A 26,245-nucleotide genomic window follows, 5' to 3' on the forward strand; every position below is an offset into this window, starting at 1 on the left:
GTTGGGCCCGGAAGGGCTAGGCGCAGTCGGATGACCGTATACCTTCACGAGGAAGACCTCCCCGCCGGGCTGTTCGCCCCCGGCGCCGCGATCGCCGTCGATACCGAGACGATGGGGCTGATCACGCCGCGCGACCGGCTCTGCCTGGTGCAATTGTCCGATGGCGGACCCGACGAGCATCTCGTCCGCTTCGGCCCTGGCAGCGACTATGCCGCGCCCAATCTGAAAGCACTGCTCGCCGATCCGGCGCGGAAGAAACTGTATCATTTCGCGCGCTTCGATCTCGCCGCGATCAAACATTATCTCGGTGTCACCGCTGGCCCGGTCTATTGTACCAAGACCGCCTCGCGGCTGGTCCGCACCTATACCGACCGCCATGGGCTGAAGGAATTGGTCCGCGAACTGCTCGGTCAGGACATTTCGAAACAGCAGCAATCGTCCGATTGGGGCGGACCCGAACTGAGCGACGCGCAAAAGGACTATGCCGCGTCCGACGTGCGCTATCTGCATCGCCTGCGCGACGAACTCGACCGCCGCCTGGTGCGCGAAAATCGCGCCGAGCTGGCGCAGGCCTGTTTCGACTTCCTGCCGTGGCGCGCCGAGCTCGATCTCGCTGGCTGGCCCGAGATCGACATCTTCGCCCATGTCTGAGGTCGCGCTCCGGATGCGGTCCGAGCGCCAGCGCTGGGCGGCGCCGGGGAGCGGGCACGACACGTTGATCGCGATCCTGCGGGTCGTCCTGCCGTCGGCGGTCGGCGTGGTCGCCGCGCTGATGGTGTTCTTGCCGCTGACCGCCGGCGGCGACGTCAGTTTCGTACTCGATCGCAACAAGGTGGAAATCACCAAGGAACGCCTGCGCGTTCAGTCGGCGACCTATCGCGGTCAGGACGACAAGGGCCAGCCCTTCACCTTGACGGCCCAGTCGGCGGTGCAGCACGACGCCAGCCAGCCGATCGTCGAGATCGACCGCATGATGGGCGACATCTCGCTCTCGGACGGCCCCGGCAAGCTCGTGGCGCCAAAAGGCAATTACAATCTGAAGAACCAGCAGGTCGACGTGTCGGGGCCGATCACCTTCACCGGTCCCAAGGGCTATAGTCTTCAGAGCCAAGCGGCGACGGTCGATTTGCGCAAGCGCACGATGCAGGGCACGGGCGGCGTTTCCGGCACCTTGCCGCAAGGCAATTTCAACGCCGATACGATGGACGCCGACCTCGAGAATCGCGTGGTGAAGCTCAACGGGCGCGCGACCATGCACTTCAGCGGCAGGGCCAAAGGCAACCGATAACCGGATTTTTTGGCATATCCGCCGCGCGCGCGCTTGTTCGCGGCAAAGTGCCGGTGCATGGCGCGCGGTACGCCATGCATGAAGCTTGCCAATTGCTCGCGCGATAACCATTCAGTAACCAAGAGGCGGGCACTCAGGGAGCCGATATGAACGACGCCGTGACCCTGGACGAAATTGCGCCGATCGCCGAGACCCCGGTAATGCGCGGCCTGTCGGTCGTGTCGATCGCCAAATCCTACGACAAACGCGTCGTGCTGACCGACGTATCGCTGTCGGTCGGGCCGGGCGAAGTGATCGGCCTGTTGGGCCCCAACGGAGCCGGCAAGACCACGTGCTTCTATTCGGTGATGGGATTGGTGAAGCCCGATTCGGGTCGCATCATGCTCGACGGCGACGACATCACCGGGTTGCCGATGTACCGCCGCGCGATTCTCGGGCTGGGCTATCTGCCGCAGGAAACCTCGATCTTTCGCGGACTGTCGGTCGAAAAGAACATCCTCGCCGTGCTCGAACTCGCCGAGCCGGACAAAGCGGCGCGCGAACGCCGGCTCGACCAGTTGCTCGACGAATTCGGCCTGACCCGGCTGCGCGACGCGCCGGCCATGGCCTTGTCGGGCGGCGAGCGCCGTCGCGCCGAGATCGCGCGGGCGCTCGCGGCCAATCCCTCGATCATGCTGTTGGACGAACCGTTCGCCGGGATCGACCCGTTGTCGATCTCCGACATTCGCGATCTGATCGTCGAACTGAAGAAGCGCGGCATCGGCGTGCTGATCACCGACCATAACGTTCGCGAGACGCTCGATATCGTCGATCGCGGCTATATCATCTATGACGGCCGGGTGCTGTTCGCGGGCTCGCCAGAAGAACTCGTCGCGGACGAGAATGTCCGCCGGCTCTATCTTGGTGAGAGCTTCACGCTGTAGGACGATGACGAGCCCATCTCCCACTCGTCGCCCCGGCGCAGGCCGGGGCCGCTGGCGGAAAAAGGACCTCGATTTCAGAGCGGCCCCGGTCTGCGCCGGGGCGACGGAAAAGCAGCCATGAGTCTCGCGCCTCGCCTTGATCTTCGGCAGTCGCAATCGCTGGTGATGACGCCGCAGTTGCAGCAGGCGATCCGCCTGCTCGCGCTGTCCAATCTCGAAGTCGAGACCTTCATCGCCGAGGAAATCGAGCGCAACCCGTTGCTCGACAGTTCGAGCGCGGGCAGCGACGATGACGGCCCGGTCATCGAACGCGAGGCGCCGGTCGCGACAGGCGACGAGCCGGCGAGCGCCGATGCCCTGTTGAAGGGCGAGAGCGGCGGCGAAGCCTCGCTCGACGTCGATTTCGCGGCGGAAAGCTTCCACCACGACTCGCCGTCGGACCAGGCCGGGATGGACGGATCGCTCGGCCTCAACGGCGGCGCATCCGGCGGCGCGAGCGAGGATGGGCCCGATCTCGACGCCTTTGCCGATACCAGCCTCAGCCTCGCCGATCATTTGCTGCAACAGGCGGGCGAGGTGCTGTCGGGCGCCGATATGTTCGTCGCGCAGCATCTGATCGACCTGATCGACGAGGCCGGATATCTGACCACGCCGTTGCTCGACATCGCCAACCGGCTCGGCGTGCCGCTGGTCCATGTCGAAACCGTGCTCAAGACGATCCAGACGTTCGATCCGACGGGGGTCGGCGCGCGCGACCTCGCCGAATGCCTCGCGCTCCAGGCCAAGGAAGCCGATCGCTACGATCCGTGCATGGCGCGGCTGATCGACAATCTCGACCTCGTCGCGCGCGGCGAGATGTCGCGGCTCAAGCGGATCTGCGACGTCGACGACGAAGATCTCGCTGACATGATCCGCGAGCTGCGCAATTACGATCCAAAACCCGGATGCCGGTTCGGCGGAGAGCCGATGCAGGCGGTCGTCCCCGATCTGTACGTCGCGCGCGCCAAGCAGGGATGGGCGATCGAGATCAATGCGGCGACCTTGCCCAAGGTGCTCGTCAACCGCTCTTATTATGTCGAATTGTCCTCGGGCCCGCAGGACAAGACCTCCAAGGCGTGGCTCAGCGAGATGCTCGCCAGCGCCAATTGGCTGGTCAAGGCGCTCGACCAGCGCCAGCGCACGATCATCAAGGTCGCGAGCGAGATCGTGAAGCAGCAGGAGGCGTTCTTCCTGCACGGCGTCGCGCACCTGAAGCCGATGACCCTGAAACAGGTCGCCGATGCGATCGAGATGCACGAATCGACTGTCAGCCGTGTGACCTCGAACAAATATCTCAGCTGTGCGCGCGGGCTGTTCGAGCTCAAATATTTCTTCACCTCGGCGATCCAGGCAGCCGATGGCGGTGACGCGGTGTCGGCGCAAGCAGTCAAATCGGCGATCCGCACGCTCATTTCGGCGGAGAGCCCCAAGGCGATCCTGTCCGACGACACGTTGGTCGACATGCTCAACGCCAAGGGTTTCGACATCGCGCGACGGACGGTCGCCAAATATCGCGAATCGATGGGGATCGGCAGTTCGGTGCAGCGCCGTCGTCAAAAGGCGCTGGAGGGAGTCGGCTAGAGCCTTTTCAGCGGCGCTGCCTCGACGTCGCAGATGATGTCAGCTCCGCTGAGACCCAGCCTGGTTTTTTACCGTTCGGCAAAACATTCGCTCTAACCCAAGAGCATGGCTGCACATTTCACCGTCCGGGCCGAGCCCTCGCGCGATCTGATTCGCATCACCATGTCGGGCTTCTTCAGCCCCGACGACATACAGGCGTTCCGCGATGCGCGCGCGGTGGAACATGCCCGACTGACCTGCGGGCCCAATCAGCATGTCACACTCAACGACGTGAGCGCGATGAAGGTACAGGCGCAGGACGTCGTCGCCGCCTTCCAGAACCTTCTCGCCGATCCCGCCTACAGGTCGCGCAAGCTCGCCTTCGTCGTCGACCGCACCCTTGCGCGCAGCCAATTGATGCGCGCGCTCAATGGGCGCAGCGCGAAATGCTTCGAAAATCGGGTTGAGGCCGAGCAATGGCTGTTCGCGCACGATCCGGAGATGGTGGCGGCTTGACGCGTTTTCCTTTTTTCCGGGTCACCGCGGCGTAAGGCGCTTTCTCCGCCCCGTGCACAATCTACCCTTGCCGCAAGCGGACACGGGTTCGATATTTTTCCTTGTTTTATAATACTTTCGATAGTTCCCCTCGGTTTAAAAATGCGTTAGCTTCCCGACCAAGGGAGAGGGCGTCATGATCATCGTCACCGGCAGCGTCACCGCGAAAGACGGGCAGTTCGAGGCGTTGCGTGACGCCTGTCTCGCACATGTCCACCGTTCGCGGACCGAGGATGGCTGCATCAGCCATGCGGTTCATATCGATGTAGAAAACCCACTCCGACTGGTGTTCTTCGAAGAATGGCGCGACCTGCCCACGCTGCAGGAACATTTCGTCACCCCTGGGACCGCCAAGTTCATGGGAGCGGTGCGCGAGCACGCTGCGTCGAGCGAAAAGATCACCACCTACAGCGCGCAAAAGGCCCCGCCTCAGGAATAGTCGATACTTGGATACCAGTCGGTGCCGCGCCCGGCAGGAATAGTATCTAGCACGTTCCATAAAGGCGACATTTCAGGCGCGCCGCGGGGATCCTGACCGGGATCCTGCGTGCCGCCCAGTTCCGATCCCCAGAAATGGCGGATCGTGCCGTCCGCATCCTTGGTGAACACATCGTAGGATGGCCAGTCGCCATCGTCGTGCCAGGCATTGTGGTCGCGGCCGAATGCCTCACTGGGATCGCTGTAGAGCGGCAGCCCGCGCCAGCCGCGTTCCTCGGCGAAATCGTAGAGCCGTTCCACTGGTGACCGCGCGATCACCGCGAGCGCGACCTTCTGGCGCAAGTCGAGCGCGTTGGCCGCGAGTGCCCCGAGAAACTGCGTGCACATCGGGCATGGCCGCGCGCGCTCGGGGCCGAACATCCAGCAATAGGTGACAAGTGCGTCATGCCCCTCGAACAGGTCGGCCAGTCCAACCTCGCCGTCCTTGCCCCGGAAACGATAGTCCTTCGCGACCACCGGTCCGGGCGGTAACGCGCGGCGCTGGGCGGCGACCCGCTCGAGATGGCGGCGCAACTCGACCTCTTCGCCAAGCAGCTTCTTGCGCGCCGCTGCGTAATCGGCGCTTTCGCCCGGATAGGGACGATGCGCTTTCTCGGCTAGCTCGGTAGCGGAGGCCAGCAATGCCACGTCGGCGTCGGCCATATTCCTCTCCTTTTCGCAGGTTAAATCCTGAAATCGGAGTCGCTTGTGTATCAGCCGACGGTCGGATCGACCATGATCTTCACGTGGTTCTCGGGATCGCCGAGGTCGGTGAAGGCTTGCGCCACGCCGCCCAGATCGACCGTCCCGGTGATGATCCGCCCGACATTGATCGTTCCCTCGGCGATCTCGCCCAACGTGGCGGCGAACTCCTCGGGCGTGTAACCATAGACGAATTCGAGGTTGAGCTGTTTGGTGATCGCCATCGACGGGCGAAAGCTGTCGGGTTCCATGCACACACCGGCTACGACGATCTGCGCGCCGGGCGGGCAATCCTCGATGATCCGCTGCACCATGCCCGGCACGCCGACGCATTCGAAGATGATCGGCCGCGCGTGCGCTTTGCCCGCCATCCGGGCGATATGCGCCTCCGCCTCGGTCGCGGGAACGCCATAATCGGCCCATTTCCGGTGCGGGCCCTCGACCGCCGGATCGACCACGACGTCGGCGCCCATCCGCTCGGCCTCGGCGCGACGGCGGGGCGAGAAATCAGCGGCGATCACCGGTCCCTTGCCGGCGATCTTGAGCGCGGCGATGATCGCCAGCCCGACCGGGCCGCAGCCGATCACCAGCGACGCCGAGCCAGGTTCCAGCGCGGCCCTGGCGACGGCATGCGCGCCGACCGCGAACGGCTCGGTCAACGCGGCGAGATCGTCCGGCAGGCCGTTGGGCACTTCGAGCAGTAGCCGCTCATCGAGCAGCATCCGCTCGGCGAACCCGCCCGGCGCCGAGGGCGAATAGCCGACGGGGTGATAGCCTTTGGCGGAATTGGTGACGGGGACCGAAACTACACGCGTCCCGGGCTTTAGTCGGTGCGGCGTATCCGGGCCGTAATCGAGGATTTCGGCGCAGAATTCGTGCCCCATCACCATGTCGGGCAGCGGCCGCGGCCTCCCGCCCGAACGCTCGGCGACCATCTTGTCCATATGGTGGAGCGCATGGAGATCGGATCCGCAGATCCCGCAACGCAGCGTGCGCACCAGCACTTGCCCCTTGTCGGGGGTCGGCTCGACAATCTCATCCAGCTCCAGCCGCTGCCTGCGCTTGACCACTGCCCGCATTGCGCTCTCCTCTTCCGTACCCTCTTTTCGAAAATACGGATGGCGCGGTCAATCGTCTTCGTCTTCATACCCGACCAGCGCCAGCGCTCGCGCCTTGATCTGCCGGGTCTCGCACCAATGGATCAACGCATCTTCGCGACCATGGGTCACCCATACCTCTTTGGGCGCGATCTCGATCAGCGTTTCCGTCAACTCATCCCAGTCGGCGTGGTCGGACAGGATTAGCGGCAGCTCGACCAGCTTCTGCCGCGCGCGCTGGCGAACGCGCATCCAGCCTGACGCCATCGCGGTGATCGGATCGGGTAGGCGCCGCGACCAGCGGTCGTTGAGCGCGCCCGGCGGACATAAAACGATCCGCCCCTGCAACTCCGCCTTGGCCACCCCGGTCGCGGGTCGCAGCTCGCCGAGATCGACGCCCAGTTCGCCATAAAGATCGCACAACCGCTGCAAGGCGCCGTGAATGTAGATCGGATCGTCGAACCCCATGTCGCGCAATTCGCGGATCACGCGCTGCGCCTTGCCCAGGGCATAGGCTCCTACCAGCACGCAACGATCGGGATTGGCGCGCGACGCCGCCAGCAATTTGTCGATCTCGTCATGCGTCTCGGGATGGCGGAAGACCGGTAGTCCGAACGTCGCCTCGGTCACGAATACATCGCATTTGACGGGCACGAACCGCGCGCAGGTGGGGTCGGCACGGCGTTTGTAATCGCCCGATACGACGATCGTTTCGCCGCGATGCCTGAGCACGATCTGCGCCGATCCCAGTACATGGCCGGCGGGCACGAATTCGACCTCGACCCCGCCCATGTCGCGGGGTTCGCCATAGCCCACCGCGTGCCCGGCCTGCGGTCCGTAGCGCGTCTCCATGATCGCCAGCGTCTCGGGTGTGGCCCATACCGCCTCATGGCCGCCGCGGGCATGATCGGCATGACCGTGCGTCACCAGCGCGCGCGGGCTGGGCACCGACGGATCGATCCAGACATCGGCCGGCGCCACATAGATCCCCTGCGGATGGGGCGTGATCCAGTCGCCGAGCTTGGTCATCACGCCAATATGGCGCGACGAGCGTTCCTGTTCCATCTTGCCCGCAAATAAGGAGGAACGGATGCGGGAATCGACGATCAATCAGCGGCTTGATCGCCTTGAACGGACGGTCAGACGGCAGCGCCTGATGCTGGGCGCGGTGGGGCTGGGCGGCGCGGCGGCGTTGTCGATGGCGCTTGCGCCTGCCGCGCCCGGGACGATCGAGGCGCAAGCAATCCGCATCGTCGATGCCTCTGGCAAGCCGCGCATCCTGATCGGCGCGCCGCCGCCTGCCGACGGCCGCCAGCGCAAAGACGCCGGGACCGCATCGATCGTGGTGCTCGGCCCCGACGGCGCGGATCGCCTGGTGCTTGGCGAGGAGCCGCCGGTGCTGGTCGACGGCAAGACCTACCCGCGGATCGCCGACGCTTATGGCCTGCTGATCCACGATGCCAAGGGCAATGAACGCGGTGGGTTCAGCTTCCTCGACAATGGCCGTGCCATCCTGTCGCTCGATCGGCCGGGCGGAGACGCGGTCTTGCTCACTGCCAACGACAAGACCGGCTTCGCCGGGCTGGTCGTCAATTACCAGAACCCGTTGGGCAAATATGCCGAGGGGCTGCGGATGGGGACGCAAGCCGACACCGTCTGGTTGTCGCTCCAGGATCGCGCCGAGGGTGAGCGCGCCAGGCTAGCGGTCGACGGCAGGGCGGCGCCAAAACTGATCACGCGGGCAGCGGGCGCGCCGCCGGCGCCATAGCGTGATCGGCGGCTCGCACCCTATATCCGTCGGGTGAGTTCTCTCCCTCAGCCCTTGACCGACTGGTTCGCCGAACGTGGGTGGCGGCCGCGGCGGCATCAGTTGGAGATGCTCGACGCCGCGCGCGCCGGGCATCACGCGCTGCTGGTCGCGGCGACCGGCGCCGGCAAGACGCTCGCCGGGTTCCTGCCCACCCTGGCCGAATTGATAGAATCTCCGAGTGAGGGCCTCCACACGCTCTATGTCTCGCCGCTCAAGGCCCTCGCGGTCGACGTGCAGCGCAACCTGTTGACGCCGATCGAAGAAATGGGGGTCGATATCCGCGTCGAGACGCGCACCGGCGATACGCCGAGCGACCGCAAGGCGCGCCAGCGCGTGCGGCCGCCGCAGATCCTGTTGACCACACCCGAATCGCTGTCGCTGCTGCTCAGCTATCCCGACAGCTTCCTGATGTTCGCTGGACTCAAGCGGGTGGTGGTCGACGAAGTCCACGCTTTCGCCAGCGGCAAGCGCGGCGACCTTTTGTCGCTGTGCATGGCGCGGCTCCAGCGGATCGCGCCGGACATGCGCCGCGCCGCGCTTTCGGCGACCGTCGCGGATCCCGACGCCTATCGCGCCTGGCTCGCGCCCGATGGCGATATCGACAGGGTCGACCTCGTGCTCGGCGAGCCCGGTGCCGAGCCCGACATCGCCATCCTGCTCCCGGAGGGACGTGTTCCCTGGGCTGGCCACTCGGGGCGTTACGCCGCCGAACAGGTGATGGCGGAGATCGAGACCCACCGCACCACGATCGTCTTCTGCAACACGCGCAGCCTGGCCGAGTTGATTTTCCAGGATTTGTGGAAGGTGAACCTGATGTCGCTGCCGATCGGCGTGCATCACGGCAGCCTGTCGAAAGAAGCGCGGCGCAAGGTCGAAAGCGCGATGGCCGCGGGTCAGTTGCGCGCCTTGGTCGCCACCGCCAGTCTCGACCTCGGCGTCGACTGGGGCGATGTCGATTGCGTGATCCAGATGGGCGCGCCCAAGGGATCGTCGCGCCTGCTCCAGCGGATCGGCCGCGCCAATCACCGCCTCGACGAATCGAGCGAGGCGATCATCGTTCCGGGCAATCGCTTCGAATATCTCGAAGCACGCGCGGCGATCGACGCGGTCGAGATGGGCGAACTCGACAACGAGCCCTTCCGACCGGGCGCGCTCGACGTGCTCGCGCAACACGTCATGGCCTGCGCCTGCGCCGCGCCATTCCAGGGCGTCGAGATGCTGAGCGAAGTGCAAGGCGCGCTGCCTTATTCGGCGCTCGATGCGGAGACGTTCGAGCGCGTGCTCGGCTTCATCCGCGACGGGGGATACGCCCTGCGCGCCTATGATCGCTTCAAGCGGCTGACGCAGGAGCCCGACGGGACGTGGCGTGTCAGCCACCCGCGTTTCGTCCAGCAGCATCGCCTCAATGCCGGGATCATCGTCGAGGCGGCGATGCTCAACGTGCGGTTCAAGAACGGCCGCCTGCTCGGCAAGGTTGAGGAAAGCTTTGCCGCCACTTTGTCGAACGGCGATACCTTCTTCTTCGCCGGAATGAGCTGCGAGGTGATCCGGATCGATACCGAAGATGTGCTGGTCCGCGCTTCGACTCGGCCGGCGCGGATCCCGACCTATGGCGGCGCGCGCATGCCGATCTCGACTCACCTTGCCGATCGCGTGCGCGGCTTCCTCGCACATCCCGAGGAATGGGCGCGATTCCCCGATGATGTACGCGAGTGGCTCGAAGTGCAGTCCTACCGGTCGCGCCTGCCCGAACCCGGGCAATTGCTGATCGAGACCTTTCCGCGGGACGGCCGCCAGTACATGGTCGCCTATAGTTTCGAGGGCTGGAACGCGCACCAGTCGCTCGGCATGTTGCTCACCCGGCGGATGGAGACGCAGGGACTGAAACCGCTGGGATTCGTCGCCAGCGACTATGCCATCGGCTGCTATTCGCTCGATCCGGTAACCGATCCGGCCAGTCTGTTCTCGCCCGATATCCTCGAGCACGAATTCGTCGATTGGGTGCAGCAATCGCATCTGCTCAAGCGCGCCTTTCGCGAGGTCGCGGTGATCGGCGGTCTGGTCGAGCGCCAGCATCCCGGCAAGCGCAAGACCGGCAAGCAGGTCACCTTCTCGACCGACCTGATCTATGACGTGCTGCGCAAATACGAGCCCGGCCATCTGCTGCTTCAGGCCGCTTGGGCCGATGCCCGCGCACGGATGACCGATGTCGGGCGCCTCGCCGATCTCCTCGACCGCGCCGGTAACACGATGTTGCACGTGACGCTCGACCGCGTATCGCCGCTGGCGGTCCCGGTGCTGACGCTGATCGGGCGAGAGAATGTCGCGACTGGCCTCGCCGACGATGCACTGCTGTCGGAAGCGGAGAGCCTCGCGCAAGAGGCGATGCGGCTCGACTAGTTTCAGGACTGGTCTCCGGGGGCGTATTATCCGCTTTGTACACGTCCGAAACGGGCGTATGATCCGGACATGCGCGGGTTCATTCCCCTGCTGACGATGAGCGCCGTCGCTCTGGCTGCATCGAGCCTGGCCGCGCAGCAGATTGCAGCGCCCGCGCCTGTCGCCGCCCCCCAACCGCCCTCCGCCGCTGCCAGCGCCAGCCTGGATATCCTCAATTTCCGTGAGCGCAGCGACAGGATGACCGTGCCGGTACTGATCGGCGCGCACGGACCGTTTCCGTTCGTTGTCGATACCGGCGCCGAGCGGTCGGTGGTCTCGCGTGAATTGGCCGGATTTCTAAAACTGCCCCTTGGACAACCGGCGCGGGTGTTCGATTTCACCGGCCCGGCCGACGTCGCCACGGTCAAGGTGCCGTCGTTGAGCGCGGGCGCGCTCGGCACCAGCGGCATGGAAGCGCCGCAGCTATTGATGGCCGATATCGGCGCGCCCGGCATGTTGGGCATCGATGCGCTTCAGGGCCAATCCATCGTACTGGATTTCTACCGGAAGCGAATGGTTCTGAAACGTGCGCGCCGGCACGCATCGGGCGACGTCGTCATATCGGCGCGATCGCGTACTGGGCAGCTGATCGTGACAAAGGCCTGGTTCAACGGCCAACCGATCGCCGTGGTCATCGATACTGGATCGTGGCTCAGCGTGGGCAACAGCGCGATGCTCAGGCTCGCCAAGCGAGCTCCCCGTTCTTACGGTCCGATTGTCGTTACGGCTGTGACTGGCCGCTCATTCACCTCTGATTTCGTGACGGTCAGCGACGTGCGGGTTGGTTCTGTCAACTTCAACAATTTCGGCATGGTGTTCGCCGATGTGCCGCCATTCGGCCGTTTCGGATTGCGCGATAAGCCGGCGCTCATCCTTGGCATGAGTTCGCTTAAGCTTTTCAGTCGGGTAGAGCTCGATTTCGTCAACCGGGAAGTCGGCTTCACGATGGCGCACAAGGGAATAGACGTACACGATACGTGCCGCACCAGCGCGGCATGCCGAAGTATCAGAACTTAGTATCTCAATAGCTGACGCAGGTCAGTGACACACTGGGTTGGAGAACATATAAGGAACAAGTGGCCCAGCTCGACACGCGTCAGAAACTCGAAATCCTCGCCGATGCCGCCAAGTACGATGCCTCGTGCGCGTCCTCGGGATCGGTCAAGCGCGATTCGCGTGGCGGCAAGGGGATCGGGTCGACCGACCAGGGCATGGGCATCTGCCACGCCTACGCGCCCGACGGTCGCTGTATCTCGTTACTCAAGATTCTGCTGACCAACAGCTGCGTGTTCGATTGCCATTATTGTATCAATCGGAAGAGCTCGAACGTCCGCCGCGCGCGCTTCACCACTGATGAAGTGGTCCAGCTCACACTCGCTTTCTACCGGCGCAATTACATCGAGGGCCTATTCCTCTCCTCGGGTATTATCCGCTCGTCCGATTACACGATGGAACAGATCGTCGAAGTGGCGCGCAGCCTGCGTGAGGATCACGATTTTCGCGGCTACATTCACCTCAAGACCATTCCCGATGCCGATCCCGAACTGGTCCATCGCGCCGGGCTCCACGCCGATCGCGTCTCGATCAATGTCGAACTGCCGACCCGTGCCGGGCTCGAACGGCTTGCGCCCGAAAAGGACGCGACGCGGATCGAAGGCGCCATGGCGGGGATGAAGCGCGACATCGTCGATGCCGACGACGCCACCCGCCGCTACAAATCCGCGCCGCGCTTCGCGCCCGCCGGCCAGTCGACCCAGATGATCGTGGGCGCCGACGCCGCGACCGACCGCGACATCGTCACGCGCGCTGCGGGCCTCTACGGCAAGTTCGGCCTCCGCCGCGTCTATTATTCGGCATTTTCGCCGATCCCCGACGCCAGCGCGGTGCTGCCGTTGAAGCGCCCGCCGCTGATGCGCGAGCATCGGCTCTACCAGTCCGACTGGCTGATGCGCTTCTACGATTACAAGCCCGACGAGGTTGCAGCCGCGGCCGACGACTCCACCGGCATGATGCCGCTCGACATCGACCCCAAGCTCGCTTGGGCGCTCAAGTTCCGCGATCGCTTTCCGGTAGACGTCAACCGTGCCCCGCGCGAGGCACTATTGCGTGTGCCGGGACTCGGTACGCGCGCGGTCGATCGCATCCTCGCCGCGCGGCAATGGCGGCGGCTCGCGCTCGCCGATATCGGCCGGCTGACCGTCTCGGTGGCGAAGGTCCGTCCGTTCCTGATCGCCAGCGACTGGAAACCGGTCGCCCTCGCCGACAAGGCGGATCTTCGCGCGCTCGTCGCGCCCAAGCCGAAGCAGATGGAGCTGTTCGGTTGAGGGGATTCTGATGCGAATCGTCACGCTGGAGGCGGAGGACGATTTCGACGGCTGGAGGGATGCCGTGCGCGGCCTGGTGCTCGATCAGGTGCCGCCCGATCAGGTCGTGTGGCAGGTCGGCGACGACGATCCCGGCCAGCTGTTCACCGGGCAGATGCCGGTGGTCCCCGCCGATCGCGGCGCGTTCTCGGTGCCGCGCGCCTTTATCGACCTCGCGCGCTCGGCGATCCTTCATTCCGATCGTCAGCGTTTCGCCTTGCTTCATACCTTGCTCGACCGGGTGCTAAGAGAGCCTGGCCTGATGGAAGATCAGGCCGATCCCCTTGTCCGTAAGATCGAAGGGCTGGCGAAAGCCGTGCGGCGCGACATCCACAAGATGCGCGCTTTTTTGCGCTTTCGCGAAGTCCCGCACCAGCCCGCTCCCCCACCCGACCACCCAAATTATGCTGTGGGCGGTCGGGTGGGGGAGCGGGCCGGCACCGCCCAAAACGGCACTGGGACACGCTATATCGCTTGGTTCGAGCCCGAGCATCACATAGTTCGCGCCAATGCCGGCTTTTTCGTCGATCGTTTCGCGACGATGCGCTGGTCGATCCTGACGCCGGAAATCTCGATCCACTGGGACGGCAAACGGCTCAGCCAGGGCCCCGGCGCCTCGAAAGCGGACGCGCCGGAGGGCGATCCAATCGAGGCGGTGTGGAAGGCCTATTATGCGTCGATCTTCAACCCGGCGCGGCTCAAGGTCGGCGCGATGCTCAAGGAAATGCCGCGCAAATATTGGAAAAACATGCCCGAAACGGCGTTGGTACCGGGGTTGATCGCGGGGGCGCAGGCACGGGAGCAGGTGATGGTCGCGACGGCACGCGCAAAGACCGGAGACAATGTCGAGGCGGCATGGGCGGCGTTGCGCGACGAAGCGATGCATTGCCGTCGCTGCGATCTCTACAAACACGCGACGCAAACCGTGTTCGGTGAGGGGCCGGTCGATGCCGACCTGGTCTTTGTCGGCGAGCAGCCCGGCGACCAGGAGGATCTGGCCGGAAAGCCGTTCGTCGGCCCGGCCGGGCAGATGTTCGACCGTGCGCTGGCGGAGGCCGGGATCGACCGGGCGCGCGTCTATGTCTCGAATGCGGTCAAGCATTTCAAATTCGAGCAACGCGGCAAACGCCGCATCCATTCCAAGCCCGATGCCGGCGAGATCACCGCCTGCCGCTGGTGGATCGAACAGGAACTCGCGCTGGTGAAGCCACGCGTGACGGTGGCGCTCGGCGCGACCGCGGCGCGGTCCTTGTTCGGCAAGGCGATGACGATCAGCCGCGAACGCGGACGCGTGCACGACCTGCCCGGGGGCGGCGAAGGATGGATCACCGTGCATCCCAGCTTCCTGTTGCGGTTGCCTGACGAGGACGCGCGGCATGCGGAATTCGCCAAATTCGTCGATGATTTGAAAGCTGTAGCCAAGCGCGTCGGCGGCTGAGCCCGCCAACCCCCGACACGAACAGCGTCGCGATAAGGGCAATGCCCCTGTCCCAGTGACAAACTTGTGCGACAAATCGCGCTTAGCCCGGCCGCAGCGCGACGAAGGGGACGACATGACGGCTGGCCGCGGCCGGAACTCAGAGCGAGCGGGCTGAAGATGGCTCGCGACGAGAGCGCCGCGAACGAGCGGCGGGCGACGCCGTTGCTCGCGCGCCGCGTGCCGCTCTGGATGCTCGTTCTCGTCTTCAACGTATCGCTAATCCTGATCGTCGCGGTGGCGGCGCTCGCCCGCAGCGCGGAGAAGCATGGCGCGCTGGGCGTCGCAGCGGCGCAGATCGCCGAGATACCGGACACGATCGGCGATTGGTGGAAGGGCGCCGCGCCATTCTCCACGCCGCCTTACGCGAAACTTCCCGCCGGCTTCCGGCGCAATGCCGCGCGGTCGTTCGTCGATCCGGGTTATGCGTTGATCACGCCGTATGACACCCAACGCGGCCGCGCAACGGTCCAGCTGATCCGCTTGTCCGACGGCCGCATCCTCAAGGAATGGCTGCCCGATGTCGCGGCGATCAATGCACGATCGCGTTTTCATTCGGCGATCGTCGACCTCAATCGTGACAAGAGCGTCGACCGCATGCGGCCAATGCACCCGATGCTGCTCGCCAATGGCGACCTGTTGATCCACGACAATACGCCTTTGTCGCGGATCGACGGTTGCGGCCGGCCGCGCTGGGTGATCGACGGTATTTTCCACCATTCGCTCGAGCGCGCCGCCGACGGCAGCTTGTGGATTCCCTATCGGCTGGCGCGCTCCAACGTGCCCGGTGTCGGCGCCAAATTCGCCGACGAGGCGCTGGCGCAGGTCGACGAGAAGGGGCGGCTGATCCGCGTCGAGCGATTGATCGACATCCTCGATCGCAACGATCTGGGCGGGCTGTGGCGCGGCCGCCCCTATGAAGAGGATCCGTTCCACCTCAACGACATCGAACCGGTGCTGACCACGGGCCCATATTGGCAGCGGGGGGACGTCATCCTGTCGCTCCGCAACATGTCGCTGATCGCGCTTTACCGTCCGTCGACCGGCCGCATCCTGTGGACGCGCGCGGGGCCGTGGTCGGCGCAGCATGACGTCTCGATCCTCGACGATCATCGCATCATGGTGTTCGACAACCACGTGCGCTGGGGCGTGGCGGGGCGCCGCGTCGACGGCAACAGCCGCCTGCTGATCTATGATCTGGCGACCGACAAGGTGAGTTCGCCGCTGGCCGCCACCTTCGCGGTGCGCGGCATCACCACCGCGACCCAGGGCCGCGCTACCCCGCTGCCGAACGGCGATGTAATGGTCGAGGAGACCGAGCGCGGCCAGCTGATGCGCATCGCCCCCGACGGCAGCCTGCGCTGGCGCTACGTTTCCGCCGACCCCTCCGGCCGCCGTTTATGGCTGAGCTGGAGCCGTTATCTCGACCCCGGCGATCCCGGGGTCCGTTCCGCCGTCGAGGCGGCCACCGCCAGGGAGCAATGCACATGACCCCCCACCGCATCTCCGCGCTGACCGGCGCGATCCTGCTAACGATGATTCCGACGATCGCTCAAGCCTATAGCGGGCCCGGCGTCGGGCTCGGCGCGATTGGCGTCGTGCTCGGTATCGTCGGTTCGGTTTTCCTGATGACGGTCTCGCTGATCTGGTATCCGGTCAAGCGGATGGTCCGCGGCCTGCGCCGGGGCCCGGCCGCGCCATCCCGGCGACGCGACGGCAACGTATGACTGGGGCGCTCGCACCGATAGCGCTGCTGCTCGGCGCGATCGTCGCGGCGGGCGAACTCGCGCGCCGGCTGCGCATCGTTCCGCGTTTCGCCACGCTTGCCGACCTGGGCCGCCGCGCCGGCGCAATACTCGCCCGGCGTGGCGTATCCGATCATCTGAAGGAGCGCGCGACGCGCATCCTGGCGGGTCGCATGATGGCGTCGTCATTGAGCGCGGGGGCCGTCCTGGCGATGGTGATCGCACCGGTCGTCCTGCTGCTGCTGATCGACGGGGCCTTGCCGCTCGGCGTCCGCGCCGCCTTTTTCGACTGGCAAGCGCGCCTCCTCATTCTTTTCGTGAGTCTGATCTATGTCCTCGCCCGATGGCGGATCGGCCGGCGGCGGCTACAGCCGCGCTGACCGCCTGCTCCACCGCCTGGCGATGAACCCGGCGGTGCTCGATCTCTCGTTCGATCTCGAGCGCGCGCGATACGCCACGGCGGCACGCGCCAGGGAAAGTGCCGCGCCGGTATTCGTCACAGGGCTGGCGCGTGCCGGGACCACGATCCTGCTTCGATTGCTCCACGACAGCGGCCAGTTCGCCTCGCTCACCTATCGAGACATGCCGTTCCCGCTCGCGCCCAATAGCTGGCTGAAGATGAGCAGGCGATCGCGGCACGACGTGGCGGCGCGGGAACGCGGACATGGCGACGGCATTGCGCACGATCTCGACAGCCCGGAAGCGATCGAGGAAGTGTTCTGGCGCACGACCGAGGGCAAGCGCTACATCACGCGCAGCCATCTCCATCCGCACGATCCGCTGCCCGATAGCGTCGAATCCTTCCGCGATCTCGTCGCTCTGGTGTGCCATCGGTACGATCGCCCGCGTTATCTGTCGAAGAACAACGCCAATGCGCTGCGGCTCGGCGGAATCGTCGCGGCATTCCCCGACGCGGTGCTGATCCATCCGTTTCGCGATCCGCTGCAACAAGCGGCATCGCTGCTCAATCAGCATCGCCGCGCGGTCGATCTCGGCCGCGCCGACCCGTTCCGCGCCAGCTATATGCGCTGGCTCGGCCATTACGAATTCGGCCGCAGCCACCGACCCCCGCTGATTCGGGGCGCGCCCGCCGCCAGCGAGCCGACCGACCGGATCGATTATTGGCTGGCGATCTGGAGCGCGGTCCACCGCTTGCTGCTCGATCAGCCAGAGGGGGTCGGCGCGCGGCAAGTATTCGTCGATTACGATGCGCTGTGCGCGCAGCCGGCCGCAGGCGTCGCGCGGATCGCCGCCGCGGCCGGAGTAAAACTGGGCTCGGGCGATGGCCTCCGACCGCCGCCGGTCCATGCGGTGGAGGGCGTGAGCGGTGACGTCCTCGCCGAGGCGCGTGCGGTCCATCGTCAGCTGGCCGCGCGCCAATTAGGAATACCGCTCCCGATTGCCGATTGACCCCAACCGGCCATTCTGCGCATCGACCGGTCCCATGATCGAGAAAATCCTCGCCGTCCTCGCAGGCTTCACCATCTGGGTCATTTCGACCGGCGGCTATCTCGGCATCGTACTGCTGATGGCGATCGAGAGCGCATGCATCCCACTGCCGTCGGAAATCATCATGCCGTTCGCCGGCTATCTCGTGTCGACCGGTCGGTTCGACCTGTTCCTGGCGGCGACCGCAGGCGCGATCGGCTGCAACCTCGGCTCGATCGTCGCCTATGAGATCGGCAAGCGGGGCGGCCGCCCGCTCGCGCTCAAATGGGGCAAGTATGTGCTGGTCGGACCCGGCGAGATCGATGCCGCCGACCGATTCTTCGAACGGTGGGGCTCGATCGCGGTGCTGATCGGCCGGCTGTTGCCGGTAATCCGCTCGTTCATCGCCTTTCCCGCAGGTGTCGCACGGATGCGGCTAGTGCCGTTCCACATCTACACCTTTCTCGGGTCCTGGCCGTGGTGCTTCGGGCTCGCCTGGATCGGCATGAAGCTGGGCAAGGCATGGGATAGCGACCCGCGATTGAAGGCGGCGTTCCACTCGGCCGACGTGGCGATCGCCGTGGTGCTGGTGGCGGCGATCGCCTTCTATCTGTGGCACCGCCTGCGCGGCGTCAGGAAAAGTCCAGACGCGCCGCCGCGGCCCTGAACTTTTCCTCCCGATCGGGGGCCAGTTGCGCAACTCGCCGCTGATAGGTCGCGACCAGCTCGGGGCCGGCTTTCTCGGGCGACCCAGCGTCGAACGGCGGCGCTGGATCATATTCCAGGCTGAGCTGCACCGCCTTGGCGAATTCCGGGCTGCGCACCTCCGCCATCAAGGTCAACGCGAAGTCGATTCCGGCGGTTACGCCGCCGCCGGTCACGCGGTTGCGGTCGACCACGACGCGCTCGGGCAGCATCTCTGCCCCGAACATCGCCAGATAGTCGCGCCACGACCAATGCGTCGCCGCGCGATAGCCTTTCAGCAGACCTGCCGCGCCCAGGATCAATGATCCGGTGCATACGCTCGTCACCCAGCGCGCCTCGGCGCCGACCGCACGGACCCAAGCCATCGCCTGATCGTCGGCGATCACCTCTGTCACGCCCATTCCGCCGGGCACACACAGGATATCGGCACGCGGGACTTCGGCGAAGGTCGCGGTCGGCACGATCGCGAAGCCGGCATCGGTCGCGATCGGCGCGCGATCCTTCCACACCAAATCGAGCGTCACGTTGCCCAGCCGTGACAGCACTTGCGCCGGGCCGGTCAGATCGAGCTGGGTGACGTTGGGGAACAGCAGGAAAGCAACGGAAATCGGCGGGATGCTGGCCATGAGCAGACTCCTTGTCGAGAGGATGCCCAGGCGAGCGGCATTGGTCCAGGCCGCGCTCCCCTGTGGTGCCCCACGGTTTCGCCAGTCACGCAGCGATGAACGGTATCGTGGCCGGGAGAGGATCGCAATCACGGTGATGTCATCGACGCCGCGCGTTCGGCCCGGTTACGTACTTTCCCCAGTATCGCTCCAGCAGCGGAAGTCCGAGATCGCCAGCCGTCGGCAATCCGCATTGCGGGCAGAAGCCGGCGGCAGTTGGGGGTTCGGGACATGGCCGGTGATGGACAGGACAAAACAGGCGATCTTTCTCGCCGCAATCTGCTGACATTCGCCTTTGTCGGTACGGGCATCGCGGTGGCCGGGGCCCTCGCGTCCCCGGGGATAGCCGCAGGCAAGGTTTCCAAGAAGGTTGTGAGCTATCAGGACATGCCGAAAGGCGCCGCCAAATGCGCGACCTGTGCGTCCTTCCAGCCGCCGGCTGCCTGCAAGGTGGTCGATGGTGCCGTGTCGCCCAACGGCTGGTGCAGCATCTACGCGAAAAAGCCCTAGGCCGCGCCTCGCGATTGCGATCTGCGGGCGATAATGCTGTCCGTCCGACGTGGTCCGGGCCAAGCTAGGTTGCCCGCATTCGCCTGACCAAGAGCAAAGCCAAGCTCACGGCTATCAGCAAATACGTACTTGCTCCGGCCATCGGACTCCATCCGAGGAGATCGCTCGGCAGCGTCCTTAGCATGCCCACCCGCCAGTCGGTCAGAATCGGATCGACCAGCGGAAAGCGATAGGTATCCGGCGTGGTGATGTTCGCCGCCGCGATCATCAGGTTGATCGTCACCGATATCAGCAACGCCCCGACCGTTACCACACGCTCCCACCCATAGCGCAGGCTTGCCCAGAACGGCGCCAGACCGATCGCGATCAGCCCGATCGCGGGCACGGAATGGCGCGGGCCGGTCGAATGGCCGCCGTCCCAATAGACATAGGCCGAATTGACCAGCAACACGGTCAGGGCCGCCGTTGCCAGCATCAGCGCCAGTCCACGGTGCTTACGACCGAGCAGCCACAATCCGATCCCGGCAGGAACGAGCACGGGCGCCACCCACAGCAATCCGCGGCGCATCCCGACCAGGATCTTGAGCAACACCATCGGCTTGGGGCTCGTCAGGCCGAACAGGCCCTCATTCATTCCGGCGAAGCCGACCACGCCCTGATAGCCGAGCCGGAAGGGCGTGCCGAACGCGATCATGTTGTAGGCCGTGAACGGTACCAGCAATGTCATCAGGCCGGCGGCTGCCGCTGCGGCGACCGCACGCCGATCGACACGCCACAGACGCAGCGCCCCCCAGATCGCGATTACCGATCCCGCCAACGCCGCCTCGAATTCGATCAGTACCGCCAGTCCCAACGCCGCGCCGCCGATCGCCGCCAAGCGTATCGCGTGCCCTTCGCCCGCGCGCCACAAAGCCCAGACCGCGATCACGAACAGCCCGGCCACCGGTGCATGCCCGAACAGAGTCGTCGACCAGCCCCAGATCGGCGTGCCCAGCGCGAAGCCCAGGCTCGCGACCAGCGCGCCGCTCGCGCTCCCCGTCAGCCGCAATCCGAGATCGTGCATCGCGAGGGCGGCGAGCGCGGCGATGAGGGCGCTCACCATCGCCACCGCCAGCCGCAACCGCACGGTCACGAGATGCTCGAACCGCGCGTCGTAGAGGGTGGGCGGGATATATTCGATCGGCGGGCCAATCTTGTCGGCCAGCGCCATCGCCGGCAGCGACAACAAGGTCATGCCCGGTGCTTTGTCCATATAGACATGGCCGTCGAACTCGGCCTTGTCGATCGTCAGCGCCTGATACTGATCGATCCGCGCGTCGCCGCGTTCGACCAGCGCCATGCCGGCGTATATCCGCGTCGCGTTATTGGGATTGAGCGCCCAAGACCCGAACCAGACGCAGGACAACCAGACCAGCGCGAACAGCAGCAATCGCGTCCGCGCCATGCGTTTATCCGAACAGCCAGCCGCCGAGCAGCCGGAACGGCGGCAAGGTGAAGAATCCCGCGATCAGCAGCGCACCGGTCACCAGCCCGCGTACCGTCGCGCGGTGCCTCGCCACCTGATGCGCGCGCGCCGTCAGCCACACGCGTGGCGCCATGATCAGCGTGAAGATCGACAGAATGTGGATGATGCTGAAATGGCCGGGATTGATCGTCTTGACCAAGAGGCTGAGCGCGGCGGTCGCGACCATCGCCGCCACCCAGATCTTGCCCAACAGGCGATGGGTCTTGGTCCTACGCGGCCTGAGCAGCATCCACGGCGTTAGCGCGAGCGAGACGAGCACGGTGAATAGATGCGCCCAGACGATCGCCGGGACCTGGGGCCATTGCGCGTAGCCGCGGGCGAGCGCGACGATCACCGCAGCCAACAGCACCCCCGCCGCGCCAGCGAGCAGCTTGTCATAGCCATTGGGCGCGATAGAGCCGACCTTCCGATCGGCCTTCATGAATAATGTCGCCATGGGTCCCCCGGTTTACGCAGTCAAACCCTAGGGTTGGCGGCCCGAATGGGCAATCCGCTTGGCATTATCCCTGTCTCTTCGGAAGCGGAGGAAACCCTACGGAACCGGATGCGGTGAAGGCGAGCGGAGGATCGCAACAGTCAGCCTCAATCGTCATGCCGGCCTTGTGCCGGCATCCACGGCGCCGCGCTTCCAGCGGCCGTTGGTCAGGTGCCACGGTGGATGCCGGGACGGGCCCGGCATGACGAACGGGGAAGCGCAATCCCGTTCAACTTCGGGCGGCGCACTCCTGGAACGAAGAACGCCGAGAATGGCAACGAGTCAGCTTGCCACCCATATGCGATTGTCCTGCTCCGGGGGGCAGCGCCACAAGCAAGTCGCCAAGAGTATAGGCCCACCCTCACCTTCGCCTGAAGGAGAGGGGCAACTGAACCTATTTCCCTTCTTCCTCGGCGGCCTTGCGGTCCTTGTTGAACTGCTTGCTTTCCTTGAACTGCTGTTGTGAGCAGCCGAGTGATCCGCCCGGGCCGATCGCCGAGCAGGAGCCGATTCCCGATGCGCCGGTGTCGAGCGTGCCTTGCGCGCGCAAGGCCCAACTCTGATTTTCGGGCGTGATCTTGAAATTGCGCAATTCCTTGGGAACGCGATATTGTTCGGCGGCGTCGCGGCGCGTGCAGACGACGATCTCGTTGCCGTCGCGGTCGGTCGGGCATTGTTCGTTGCCGTAGAGCACCAGCACACCGTTGACCGGCGCGTTGCGCGACACCGGGCCGGGCGTGGTCGGTTTGGGCGGCGGCGGCACGCCCGGGCCGGCCACCTGTGCGGCGGCAGGCATCGCGACGATCGTCGCGGCCAGCAGGCCCAGGGCAAAGTTACGCATCCTCGTCTCCTCCTCCCGCCCGGCGCCTAGAAACGCTTGGCGGTCTCGATCGCTACCCGGCAGCCGAGCCGGATCAGCGCCGACATCAGCGGATAGGCCGGAGCCGATTCCGCACCGTGCGCCAGGGCGGTCTCGCGATGCTCGACCTCCTCGGCCTGGAATTCCGCGATCGCCGCCGACACTGCGGGATCGCTATCGCCCAATTGCTGAAGCTGTTCTGAATAATGTTTGTCGATCTCGGTTTCGACCGCCGCGGTGCAGGCCATCGCGGCTTCGGGGCCGATTGCCGCGGTCGCCGCGCCCAGCGCGAAGCCGGCGACCGTCCAGAAGGGCTGGAGCAGGGTGGGGCGCACCCCGCGATCGGCGATCATCGTGTCGAAGAAGGCGCGGTGGCGTTCCTCCTGCCGCGCCATGCCGGCGATTTCCCGCGCGGCCGGCGTGCGGTCGCCCATGATCGCCAATTGTCCGGCATAGATGCGCGTGGCGCCATATTCGCCGGCCTGGTCGACCCGGATCATCGAGTCGGTCCGCGGCCGGGGATCGCCGGGGCGCCAGCGACTCATGCCGTTCGGCTCCGGCGGGTCAGCAGGAACAGGATGACCAGCGCACCGCCGAGCGAAATCACTGCGTTGAATCCCGCCAGCGAGACTCCGGCAAAGGTCCATTGCGGCGCGTCGCACCGCACAACCGGCGCGTTCATGATCGCGCTCAGCGTGTCGCCGCCGCTGCTGAAAGTGGACGTGCACGGTGTGAAGCCCTGCCACCAATGATATTCGACCCCGGCATGCGCGACCCCGATCGCGCCGCTGATCGCGATCGCGATCGCCGCCAGCACGACCAGCGGCCGCTGCGGCATGCCCGGCACGAACGCCAGCAAAGCGATCGGCAGCGCGGCGTAATGCGGCCAGCGCTGCCAATGGCACATCTCGCACGGGTAGAGATGGCCGATCAGCTGGAATCCCCAGGCGCCGGCGAGCAACGCGGCGGGGATCAGCAATGCCAAAAAGCGGGCCTTTTGAAACGAGGTCATCCCGGCCTCAGTGCTTCTTCGGCGTCGCCGCCGCGGTGGTCACGGCTGGCACCTTGGCCAGCCGCCCGATCGTCTGCAGCGCGTACCAAAGCTGGAAGTCGGTCACGCCCTTCTTCTTCAACTCCTCCGGCGTCGCGGCGAAGCGTGGATCGGTCTTGGTATCCTCTTCGAGGATGGCGTTGTCGGCCTTGACCTCATTGACCAGATGCTTGCGCAGATCGGCCTCGCGGAACACTGGCCGCGACTTGTAATCGGGGTCCGAAATCTGCGGCACCGCAATGTCGGGACGGATGCCACCTTCCTGCACCGACCGGCCCGAGGGCGTATAGTAACGCGCGGTGGTGAGCCTGAGCGCGCTGGTGTCGTCGAGTTGCAGCAGCGTCTGGACCGATCCCTTGCCGAAGCTGCGCTCGCCCATGATCAGTGCACGGTGGTGGTCCTGCAACGCACCAGCGACGATTTCGGAGGCCGACGCGGTGCCGGCATTGGTCAGCACGATCACCGGCAAGCCGTTCGCCAGATCGCCTGGCTTGGCATAATAGCGCTCGATATCCGCGGCGTCGCGGCCGCGTTGGCTGACGATCTCACCATAGGACAGGAAAGCGTCCGACACCTCGATCGCCTGGGTCAGCAGACCGCCGCCATTGTCGCGGAGGTCGACGACATAGCCTAGCGGCTTGTGCCCCAGCGACTTGTCGATGCTCGATATCGCCGAGCGGACGTCGGCTCCGGTATTCTCGGAGAAAGTGTTGATGTTGATATAGCCGATGCCGTCACGGACTTCCCATTTGACCGGCTTCTGGACGATGATCTCGCGGACCAGGCTGACGTCGATCGGCTTGTCGCGGCCCGGCCGGACCAGGGTCAGCGCGATCTTGGTGCCGGGCTTGCCGCGCATTGCGGTGATCGCCTCGTCCAGCGTCTCGCCATAGATCAGCTGTCCGTCGATATGGGTGATGTAATCGCCGGCCTTGATCCCGGCGCGGAAGGCGGGCGTGTCTTCCTGCGGCGCAATGACCTTGACCGCGCCGTCCTGCATCGTGACCGACAGTCCGAGGCCGCCATAATTGCCCTCGGTCAGAATCTTCATGTTCTGAAAATCGACCGCGTCCATGTACGACGAATGCGGGTCGAGGCTGTTGAGCATGCCGTCGATCGCGCCGCGGATCAGCGTTTTGTCGTCGACCTTGTCGACATAGGACTTCTTGACCTGATTGAAGACCTCCATGAACCGGTCGATCTCGCGATACGTGTCGCCATCGGCTGCCGCCATCGCCGCGGTCGCGGTTGGGACGAGAGCGATGGCGCCGGCGATGGCGGTCGCCTGGAGCCAGGTAAAAGCACGGGCCATGGGGTTACTGCGTTCCGATCTTGCTCAACTCGTCCGTCATGTAGCGATATTCGATCGGCCTAGCCAGTCAGGGGTACCGGATCGATCGGACGGCCCTTGCGGCGCAATTCGGCAGTGACTTGGCGGTCGTCGCCCGGCGGTGCCGCGCCCAGCAATGCGCCCTGGCCGACGCGTTGGCCGGTCGCGACGGACAAGGCGCCCAACCCGATCAACGTGGTGCTCCAGCCGCCGCCATGATCGATCACGACGATCGTGCCGTAATCGCGAAACGGCCCGGCAAAGACGATCTTGCCGGCGGCGGGCGCTACGATGTCGGCGCCCCCCGGCACTGCCCAGGTGAGCCCGCGCGAGGTGACGCCGGCCTCCGAAGAAACTTCGCCGAACCCGGTGATCAATCTGCCGGTGACCGGAACGCGATACGGTGCGCTGGCGGCCGTCCACGACAATGCAGGCGCGGTGCCGTCGCCGGGGCGGGGTAATGGCCCCGGCAGTGCCGCCAGTGACCGCGCCGTCGCCGCGGCGTCTGTGGTCACCTGCATGGTGTCGACCAGGTCACGAGCGCGTTCGCCAAGGCCGATCGCGCGGTCGCTTTCCGCCAGCGCGGAGCGGCTGAGATCCTGCGACTTCAGGCGATGCTCCGCTTCCAGCCGGGCTAGCGCGATGCGATTGCTCTCCAGCCGCCGGCGACCTTCGGTCAGGCTGCGCGCGGCAAGCGCGGCGTCGGCGCGTAGTCGGCGCGTATTGTCCAGGTCGGCCCGCAGCCCGGCAGTGCGTGCGCGCACCAGCGGAAGCGTACTGCCGATCACGGCGCGGACATGGACCAGATCGGCGACCGAGCCCGGCTGCATCACGCTGACCGCGTCGGGACGCTGCGCCAGCGAGCACAAGGCCGCGATCAGCCGCGCGATCGGCCCTTGTTGCGTCGCGAGCCGTGCCTGTTGGTCGGCGAGCAGCCGGTCGACCAACGTCACCCGCGCGCTCGCCGCGGCGATATCGGCCTGTGCCTGCTGGATCCGCGCGCCCATCGCTTCTTCCTCGGCGCGCGCTTTGGCGGCTTCATTCTGCTCGGCCTTGGCCGCGGCGTCGAGTTTCGCGGCGCGCTCGGCGGCGGCGGCGGATTGCGCCCGGGCGGAGAGCAAGCGGCGCTGCTGGTCGGCCAGATCGGATTGGGCGTTGCCCTGGCTCGCGGCGAACGCGGCGGCGATCGGGAGCAAGGCAAGAGTCCAGGCGGCGCGCATCG

Annotated in this window: 28 protein-coding genes and 1 riboswitch; of the genes, 17 read left to right on the forward strand and 11 right to left on the reverse strand. The window is 65.5% G+C overall.

The window, feature by feature from the left end; translation table 11 throughout:
• The first annotated feature begins 30 nt into the window (after positions 1-30).
• The 6 genes from Q0L25_RS10410 (at position 31) to Q0L25_RS10435 (ending at position 4,804) form a co-directional block, all read left to right on the forward strand.
• On the forward strand, positions 31-651 hold the full coding sequence (locus Q0L25_RS10410) for a ribonuclease D (RefSeq protein ID WP_296613982.1): 621 nt from the start codon (positions 31-33) through the stop codon (positions 649-651).
• Positions 652-664: 13 nt separating this feature from the next.
• On the forward strand, positions 665-1,288 hold the full coding sequence (gene lptC / locus Q0L25_RS10415) for an LPS export ABC transporter periplasmic protein LptC (RefSeq protein WP_296613983.1): 624 nt from the start codon (positions 665-667) through the stop codon (positions 1,286-1,288).
• Positions 1,289-1,434: 146 nt separating this feature from the next.
• Complete coding sequence (lptB, locus tag Q0L25_RS10420) at positions 1,435-2,211, forward strand: LPS export ABC transporter ATP-binding protein (protein ID WP_296613984.1); 777 nt, start codon at positions 1,435-1,437, stop codon at positions 2,209-2,211.
• Positions 2,212-2,328: 117 nt separating this feature from the next.
• Entirely contained in the window at positions 2,329-3,831 is a 1,503-nt protein-coding gene (gene rpoN, locus Q0L25_RS10425) for an RNA polymerase factor sigma-54 (protein ID WP_296613985.1), read from the forward strand.
• A gap of 105 nt (positions 3,832-3,936) precedes the next feature.
• Complete coding sequence (locus Q0L25_RS10430) at positions 3,937-4,326, forward strand: hypothetical protein (protein ID WP_296613986.1); 390 nt, start codon at positions 3,937-3,939, stop codon at positions 4,324-4,326.
• A 175-nt stretch (positions 4,327-4,501) separates the two neighbouring features.
• Positions 4,502-4,804 (forward strand): putative quinol monooxygenase, encoded by a 303-nt coding sequence (locus Q0L25_RS10435; RefSeq protein ID WP_296613987.1) that lies wholly within the window; start codon positions 4,502-4,504, stop codon positions 4,802-4,804.
• Here the strand turns inward: Q0L25_RS10435 and Q0L25_RS10440 are convergent.
• Genes Q0L25_RS10440 through Q0L25_RS10450 form a run of 3 tightly spaced genes read right to left on the reverse strand, consistent with a single transcriptional unit; the run spans position 4,795 to position 7,670 of the window.
• The gene (locus Q0L25_RS10440) at positions 4,795-5,505 is read right to left on the reverse strand and encodes a DUF899 family protein (RefSeq protein ID WP_296613988.1); all 711 of its coding nucleotides are present in this window, start codon (positions 5,503-5,505) and stop codon (positions 4,795-4,797) included. The genes Q0L25_RS10435 and Q0L25_RS10440 overlap by 10 nt on opposite strands.
• Before the next feature lie 50 nt (positions 5,506-5,555).
• On the reverse strand, positions 5,556-6,623 hold the full coding sequence (locus Q0L25_RS10445) for a zinc-binding dehydrogenase (protein WP_296613989.1): 1,068 nt from the start codon (positions 6,621-6,623) through the stop codon (positions 5,556-5,558).
• A 48-nt stretch (positions 6,624-6,671) separates the two neighbouring features.
• Positions 6,672-7,670, reverse strand: coding sequence for a ligase-associated DNA damage response exonuclease (locus Q0L25_RS10450; RefSeq protein WP_296615673.1), 999 nt, complete (start codon positions 7,668-7,670; stop codon positions 6,672-6,674).
• 61 nt (positions 7,671-7,731) lie between these two features.
• Between Q0L25_RS10450 and Q0L25_RS10455 the strand changes: the two genes are divergently transcribed.
• The 10 genes from Q0L25_RS10455 to Q0L25_RS10500 all read left to right on the forward strand — a co-directional run bounded on the left by Q0L25_RS10455 (position 7,732) and on the right by Q0L25_RS10500 (position 18,570).
• Positions 7,732-8,409, forward strand: coding sequence for a hypothetical protein (locus Q0L25_RS10455; RefSeq protein ID WP_296613990.1), 678 nt, complete (start codon positions 7,732-7,734; stop codon positions 8,407-8,409).
• A 33-nt stretch (positions 8,410-8,442) separates the two neighbouring features.
• On the forward strand, positions 8,443-10,851 hold the full coding sequence (locus tag Q0L25_RS10460) for a ligase-associated DNA damage response DEXH box helicase (protein ID WP_296613992.1): 2,409 nt from the start codon (positions 8,443-8,445) through the stop codon (positions 10,849-10,851).
• A 69-nt stretch (positions 10,852-10,920) separates the two neighbouring features.
• The gene (locus Q0L25_RS10465) at positions 10,921-11,907 is read left to right on the forward strand and encodes an aspartyl protease family protein (RefSeq protein WP_296613994.1); all 987 of its coding nucleotides are present in this window, start codon (positions 10,921-10,923) and stop codon (positions 11,905-11,907) included.
• 59 nt (positions 11,908-11,966) lie between these two features.
• Positions 11,967-13,214 (forward strand): putative DNA modification/repair radical SAM protein, encoded by a 1,248-nt coding sequence (locus Q0L25_RS10470; protein ID WP_296613995.1) that lies wholly within the window; start codon positions 11,967-11,969, stop codon positions 13,212-13,214.
• A gap of 10 nt (positions 13,215-13,224) precedes the next feature.
• On the forward strand, positions 13,225-14,691 hold the full coding sequence (locus Q0L25_RS10475) for a UdgX family uracil-DNA binding protein (RefSeq protein ID WP_296613997.1): 1,467 nt from the start codon (positions 13,225-13,227) through the stop codon (positions 14,689-14,691).
• Between the two features lie 159 nt (positions 14,692-14,850).
• Positions 14,851-16,221 carry an arylsulfotransferase family protein gene (locus tag Q0L25_RS10480; RefSeq protein WP_296613998.1) on the forward strand — a complete coding sequence of 457 codons (1,371 nt, stop codon included), beginning with the start codon at positions 14,851-14,853 and terminating at the stop codon, positions 16,219-16,221.
• Positions 16,218-16,457: a hypothetical protein gene (locus tag Q0L25_RS10485; protein ID WP_296614000.1), complete on the forward strand. Its 240-nt coding sequence runs from the start codon at positions 16,218-16,220 to the stop codon at positions 16,455-16,457. The genes Q0L25_RS10480 and Q0L25_RS10485 overlap by 4 nt, the downstream gene beginning before the upstream one ends.
• Positions 16,454-16,855, forward strand: a complete 402-nt coding sequence (locus Q0L25_RS10490) for a hypothetical protein (protein WP_296614002.1) — start codon at positions 16,454-16,456, stop codon at positions 16,853-16,855. Before Q0L25_RS10485 ends, Q0L25_RS10490 begins: the two co-directional genes overlap by 4 nt.
• Positions 16,806-17,885: a sulfotransferase gene (locus Q0L25_RS10495; protein ID WP_296614004.1), complete on the forward strand. Its 1,080-nt coding sequence runs from the start codon at positions 16,806-16,808 to the stop codon at positions 17,883-17,885. Before Q0L25_RS10490 ends, Q0L25_RS10495 begins: the two co-directional genes overlap by 50 nt.
• Before the next feature lie 34 nt (positions 17,886-17,919).
• The gene (locus Q0L25_RS10500) at positions 17,920-18,570 is read left to right on the forward strand and encodes a DedA family protein (RefSeq protein WP_296614006.1); all 651 of its coding nucleotides are present in this window, start codon (positions 17,920-17,922) and stop codon (positions 18,568-18,570) included.
• Here the strand turns inward: Q0L25_RS10500 and Q0L25_RS10505 are convergent.
• Entirely contained in the window at positions 18,536-19,234 is a 699-nt protein-coding gene (locus Q0L25_RS10505; RefSeq protein ID WP_296614008.1) for a DJ-1/PfpI family protein, read from the reverse strand. The two genes, Q0L25_RS10500 and Q0L25_RS10505, sit on opposite strands and share 35 nt — an antisense overlap.
• A gap of 17 nt (positions 19,235-19,251) precedes the next feature.
• A riboswitch (ZMP/ZTP riboswitch) is annotated at positions 19,252-19,333 on the reverse strand.
• Between the two features lie 171 nt (positions 19,334-19,504).
• Between Q0L25_RS10505 and Q0L25_RS10510 the strand changes: the two genes are divergently transcribed.
• Entirely contained in the window at positions 19,505-19,783 is a 279-nt protein-coding gene (locus Q0L25_RS10510) for a hypothetical protein (protein WP_296614009.1), read from the forward strand.
• Between the two features lie 64 nt (positions 19,784-19,847).
• Here Q0L25_RS10510 and Q0L25_RS10515 read toward each other — a convergent pair whose 3' ends face one another.
• The 7 genes from Q0L25_RS10515 to Q0L25_RS10545 form a co-directional block, all read right to left on the reverse strand.
• The gene (locus Q0L25_RS10515) at positions 19,848-21,227 is read right to left on the reverse strand and encodes a hypothetical protein (protein ID WP_296614011.1); all 1,380 of its coding nucleotides are present in this window, start codon (positions 21,225-21,227) and stop codon (positions 19,848-19,850) included.
• Positions 21,228-21,231: 4 nt separating this feature from the next.
• On the reverse strand, positions 21,232-21,729 hold the full coding sequence (locus Q0L25_RS10520) for a DUF2306 domain-containing protein (protein WP_296614013.1): 498 nt from the start codon (positions 21,727-21,729) through the stop codon (positions 21,232-21,234).
• Between the two features lie 448 nt (positions 21,730-22,177).
• A complete protein-coding gene (locus Q0L25_RS10525; protein ID WP_296614015.1) occupies positions 22,178-22,624 on the reverse strand; it encodes a hypothetical protein in 447 nt (148 codons plus the stop codon).
• 26 nt (positions 22,625-22,650) lie between these two features.
• A complete protein-coding gene (locus tag Q0L25_RS10530) occupies positions 22,651-23,187 on the reverse strand; it encodes a demethoxyubiquinone hydroxylase family protein (RefSeq protein WP_296614017.1) in 537 nt (178 codons plus the stop codon).
• Positions 23,184-23,654, reverse strand: a complete 471-nt coding sequence (locus tag Q0L25_RS10535) for a disulfide bond formation protein B (RefSeq protein WP_296614019.1) — start codon at positions 23,652-23,654, stop codon at positions 23,184-23,186. The genes Q0L25_RS10530 and Q0L25_RS10535 overlap by 4 nt, the downstream gene beginning before the upstream one ends.
• 7 nt (positions 23,655-23,661) lie before the next feature.
• Positions 23,662-25,005, reverse strand: coding sequence for a S41 family peptidase (locus Q0L25_RS10540; protein WP_296614021.1), 1,344 nt, complete (start codon positions 25,003-25,005; stop codon positions 23,662-23,664).
• Between the two features lie 59 nt (positions 25,006-25,064).
• Positions 25,065-26,243 (reverse strand): murein hydrolase activator EnvC, encoded by a 1,179-nt coding sequence (locus tag Q0L25_RS10545; protein WP_296614023.1) that lies wholly within the window; start codon positions 26,241-26,243, stop codon positions 25,065-25,067.
• Positions 26,244-26,245: the final 2 nt, after the last annotated feature.

Source organism: Sphingomonas sp. (assembly GCF_024508665.1).
Lineage (GTDB): Bacteria > Pseudomonadota > Alphaproteobacteria > Sphingomonadales > Sphingomonadaceae > Sphingomonas.

Excerpts from the sequence above, each read along its gene's own strand:
- Q0L25_RS10410 (WP_296613982.1), top strand. The coding sequence starts at position 31 with ATGACCGTATACCTTCACGAGGAAGACCTCCCCGCCGGGCTGTTCGCC.
- lptC (WP_296613983.1), top strand. The coding sequence starts at position 665 with ATGCGGTCCGAGCGCCAGCGCTGGGCGGCGCCGGGGAGCGGGCACGAC.
- lptB (WP_296613984.1), top strand. The coding sequence starts at position 1,435 with ATGAACGACGCCGTGACCCTGGACGAAATTGCGCCGATCGCCGAGACC.
- rpoN (WP_296613985.1), top strand. The coding sequence starts at position 2,329 with ATGAGTCTCGCGCCTCGCCTTGATCTTCGGCAGTCGCAATCGCTGGTG.
- Q0L25_RS10430 (WP_296613986.1), top strand. The coding sequence starts at position 3,937 with ATGGCTGCACATTTCACCGTCCGGGCCGAGCCCTCGCGCGATCTGATT.
- Q0L25_RS10435 (WP_296613987.1), top strand. The coding sequence starts at position 4,502 with ATGATCATCGTCACCGGCAGCGTCACCGCGAAAGACGGGCAGTTCGAG.
- Q0L25_RS10440 (WP_296613988.1), bottom strand. The coding sequence starts at position 5,505 with ATGGCCGACGCCGACGTGGCATTGCTGGCCTCCGCTACCGAGCTAGCC.
- Q0L25_RS10445 (WP_296613989.1), bottom strand. The coding sequence starts at position 6,623 with ATGCGGGCAGTGGTCAAGCGCAGGCAGCGGCTGGAGCTGGATGAGATT.
- Q0L25_RS10450 (WP_296615673.1), bottom strand. The coding sequence starts at position 7,670 with ATGACCAAGCTCGGCGACTGGATCACGCCCCATCCGCAGGGGATCTAT.
- Q0L25_RS10455 (WP_296613990.1), top strand. The coding sequence starts at position 7,732 with ATGCGGGAATCGACGATCAATCAGCGGCTTGATCGCCTTGAACGGACG.
- Q0L25_RS10465 (WP_296613994.1), top strand. The coding sequence starts at position 10,921 with ATGCGCGGGTTCATTCCCCTGCTGACGATGAGCGCCGTCGCTCTGGCT.
- Q0L25_RS10475 (WP_296613997.1), top strand. The coding sequence starts at position 13,225 with ATGCGAATCGTCACGCTGGAGGCGGAGGACGATTTCGACGGCTGGAGG.
- Q0L25_RS10480 (WP_296613998.1), top strand. The coding sequence starts at position 14,851 with ATGGCTCGCGACGAGAGCGCCGCGAACGAGCGGCGGGCGACGCCGTTG.
- Q0L25_RS10485 (WP_296614000.1), top strand. The coding sequence starts at position 16,218 with ATGACCCCCCACCGCATCTCCGCGCTGACCGGCGCGATCCTGCTAACG.
- Q0L25_RS10490 (WP_296614002.1), top strand. The coding sequence starts at position 16,454 with ATGACTGGGGCGCTCGCACCGATAGCGCTGCTGCTCGGCGCGATCGTC.
- Q0L25_RS10495 (WP_296614004.1), top strand. The coding sequence starts at position 16,806 with ATGTCCTCGCCCGATGGCGGATCGGCCGGCGGCGGCTACAGCCGCGCT.
- Q0L25_RS10500 (WP_296614006.1), top strand. The coding sequence starts at position 17,920 with ATGATCGAGAAAATCCTCGCCGTCCTCGCAGGCTTCACCATCTGGGTC.
- Q0L25_RS10505 (WP_296614008.1), bottom strand. The coding sequence starts at position 19,234 with ATGGCCAGCATCCCGCCGATTTCCGTTGCTTTCCTGCTGTTCCCCAAC.
- Q0L25_RS10510 (WP_296614009.1), top strand. The coding sequence starts at position 19,505 with ATGGCCGGTGATGGACAGGACAAAACAGGCGATCTTTCTCGCCGCAAT.
- Q0L25_RS10515 (WP_296614011.1), bottom strand. The coding sequence starts at position 21,227 with ATGGCGCGGACGCGATTGCTGCTGTTCGCGCTGGTCTGGTTGTCCTGC.
- Q0L25_RS10520 (WP_296614013.1), bottom strand. The coding sequence starts at position 21,729 with ATGAAGGCCGATCGGAAGGTCGGCTCTATCGCGCCCAATGGCTATGAC.
- Q0L25_RS10525 (WP_296614015.1), bottom strand. The coding sequence starts at position 22,624 with ATGCGTAACTTTGCCCTGGGCCTGCTGGCCGCGACGATCGTCGCGATG.
- Q0L25_RS10530 (WP_296614017.1), bottom strand. The coding sequence starts at position 23,187 with ATGAGTCGCTGGCGCCCCGGCGATCCCCGGCCGCGGACCGACTCGATG.
- Q0L25_RS10535 (WP_296614019.1), bottom strand. The coding sequence starts at position 23,654 with ATGACCTCGTTTCAAAAGGCCCGCTTTTTGGCATTGCTGATCCCCGCC.
- Q0L25_RS10540 (WP_296614021.1), bottom strand. The coding sequence starts at position 25,005 with ATGGCCCGTGCTTTTACCTGGCTCCAGGCGACCGCCATCGCCGGCGCC.
- Q0L25_RS10545 (WP_296614023.1), bottom strand. The coding sequence starts at position 26,243 with ATGCGCGCCGCCTGGACTCTTGCCTTGCTCCCGATCGCCGCCGCGTTC.